The sequence below is a fragment of the Streptomyces sp. NPDC060205 genome (assembly GCF_042728395.1).
Classification (GTDB): Bacteria; Actinomycetota; Actinomycetes; order Streptomycetales; family Streptomycetaceae; genus Streptomyces.
Map to the genome: position 1 here is coordinate 1 of NZ_JBHWZP010000598.1, position 2,352 is coordinate 2,352.

Here is a 2,352-nt window from a genome sequence, read left to right on the forward strand (position 1 = left end):
GGCCGCGCCTACGGCCGGCGCGGCCCCGCCCTCCTCGTCCAGGTCCTCATTCCGGCCGCGGCACCCGCCGTGCTGTCCGGGCTGCGACTCGGGCTGGCGCAGGGCTGGCTGTTCCTGGTCGCGGCCGAACTCATCGCCTCCTCCATGGGATTGGGTTTCCTGCTGATCGACAGCGAGAACACCGGCCGCACGGACATCCTGCTGCTCGCCATCGTCCTGCTGGCCGTCCTCGGCAAGGCGAGCGACGCACTGCTGGGCGTGGCCGAGCGCCAGGTGGTGCGCCGGTGGAGCTGAGTCCGCCACCGGCCGGTAGGTGCCTCAGACCTGCACGGCGGTTCCGTGGACTCCGTACCTGTCCATCAGGGCCAGCTCCCCCTCGGTGAGCGGCGGGAAGTCCAACGCCCTTACGTTGTGGTCCAGTTGCCAGGTCGAGCTCGCTCCGATCAGCGCGCTGGTGACCTGCGGCAGCCGCAGTACCCACTGCAGGGCGAGCTGGGCCAGGGACTGGCCGCGTCCACGGGCCAGTTCATCGAGTGCGGTCGCCCGCTTGCGGTAGGTGTCGTCGATGACGTCGGGCGACAGGAAGGAGCTGTTCTGTGCCCTGGCGCTCTCGGGGGCGGTGCCGGTGAGGTACTTGTCGGTGAGCAGCCCTTGGGCGAGCGGGCTGTAGACGACGAGGCCGAAGCCGTCCCGCGCGGCCGCCTCGATCAGGCCGTCGCGTTCCGGGCGCCGGTCGAAGAGGGAGTAGCGCGGCTGGTGGACGAGCAGCGGCACCCCGGCCCCGCGCAGCAGTACGGCGGCCTCGTGGGCCAGTTCCGCGGGGTAGTTGGAGATGCCCACGTACAGCGCCTTCCCCGAGGTGACCGCGCTCGTCAGGGCGCCGACGGTCTCCTCCAGCGGGGTCGAGGGGTCGGGGCTGTGGCTGTAGAAGATGTCGACGTGGTCGGTGCCGAGGTCGCGCAGACTGTGGTCGAGCGAGGTCAGCAGTGACTTCCGGGAGCCGCCGCGCTGGTAGGGACCGGGACCGATCGGGTTGCCGGCCTTGGTCGACAGGATCAGCTCGTCCCGGTGGGCGGCGAGATCCCTGCGCAGCACCTGACCGAAGAACTTCTCGGCGGCACGGTGCGGCGGTCCGTACCGGTTGGCGTTATCGAAGTGGGTGATCCCGAGGTCGAAGGCGTGCAGCACGATGTCGCGCCGGGTCTCGTAGGGGTAGTCGGAGCCGAACTTCTGCCACAGCCCGAAGGAGAAGGCGGGCAGGTCCAGGCCCGAGGTCCCGGCGCGGCGGTAGGCGAGGTTGTCGTAACGATCGACTGCTGCGCGGTACGAGCCGCCCGCGGTGACGAAGTCTGACATCCGGAGTTTCCATTCATGGTGGTGGTAGCAGTGTGCTGCTGGGCGATTTCGTCAGGGTGTAATAAAAAATATATAGAACATAGCCTCTCGCGATGTATCTTCATAGAAATTTCCAGCGAAGAGGAGCGGTAATGTGCCCGGCCCCCGTCAGGAACGTCGTCATTTCGGCGAGCGAACTCGATGCCGTGCTGCGGGAAGGCGCACCTGTCATCGTCCTCGAAGTGGGAAGAGAAACAAAAGAAGCAGGGGCCGATCCTGACCCCCGGCTTGCCTATTCGGCCGGTCACATACCCGGCGCCCATTACGTACCGTTCGAGTCGGACCTCGTCGGACCGCACACCGGCACCAACGGCGCCGGGCCGCTCCCCCTCGCGCGCGACCTCCAGGAACGGCTGCGCGACTGGGGTGTGGACGACACCAGCACCGTCGTCGTCCACACCCGGCAGGGTCCCGCCGTGGCCACGCGGGCCTGGTGGATCCTGCGCTGGGCCGGCGTGCGGGACGTGCGCTGGCTGGACGGCGGTCTCGCCGCCTGGCAGGCGTTCGGCGGACCGCTCGACACGGCCGTTCCGGCGCCGGGCTCGGGCACGGCCGTCGTACGGCCCGGTTCGCTGCCCGTCCTGACCGCCGAGGACGCCGGGCGGCTCGCCGTCGCGGGGCACCTCGTCGACGCGCGCTCCCCGGAGGCGTACACCGGCGATCCGCGGCAGGCGGGTACCGGGCACATCCCGGGCGCGCACAGCGTCCCCGGATCGGACAACTTCCGCGGCGGCGAGCTGCGCGACGCCACGGAGCTGCGGGCCCTGTACGCCCCTCACCTGGACGGACGTGCGGTCGGCGCGTACTGCGGCGGCGGGGTGTCGGCGACCACGACCGTACTGGCCCTCGCGTCCCTGGGGATCGAGGCGGCGCTGTACCCGGGCTCCTGGTCGGCCTGGACCTCCGACCCCGCGCTGCCGACGGAGACCGGAGCCGGACCCGTCGGCAGCGCGGGGT

At 70.3% G+C, this 2,352-nt stretch carries 3 protein-coding genes; 2 read left to right on the forward strand and 1 reads right to left on the reverse strand.

Annotated elements, in window-relative coordinates:
• On the forward strand, positions 1-294 hold a 294-nt coding region (locus tag ACFWGJ_RS43335), incomplete at its 5' end, for an ABC transporter permease (protein WP_387334488.1).
• Between the two features lie 24 nt (positions 295-318).
• Here ACFWGJ_RS43335 and ACFWGJ_RS43340 read toward each other — a convergent pair.
• A complete protein-coding gene (locus ACFWGJ_RS43340; protein ID WP_387334489.1) occupies positions 319-1,356 on the reverse strand; it encodes an aldo/keto reductase in 1,038 nt (345 codons plus the stop codon).
• Positions 1,357-1,487: 131 nt separating this feature from the next.
• Here ACFWGJ_RS43340 and ACFWGJ_RS43345 point away from each other — a divergent pair.
• A partial coding sequence (locus ACFWGJ_RS43345) for a sulfurtransferase (protein WP_387334490.1) occupies positions 1,488-2,352 on the forward strand: 865 nt, incomplete at its 3' end.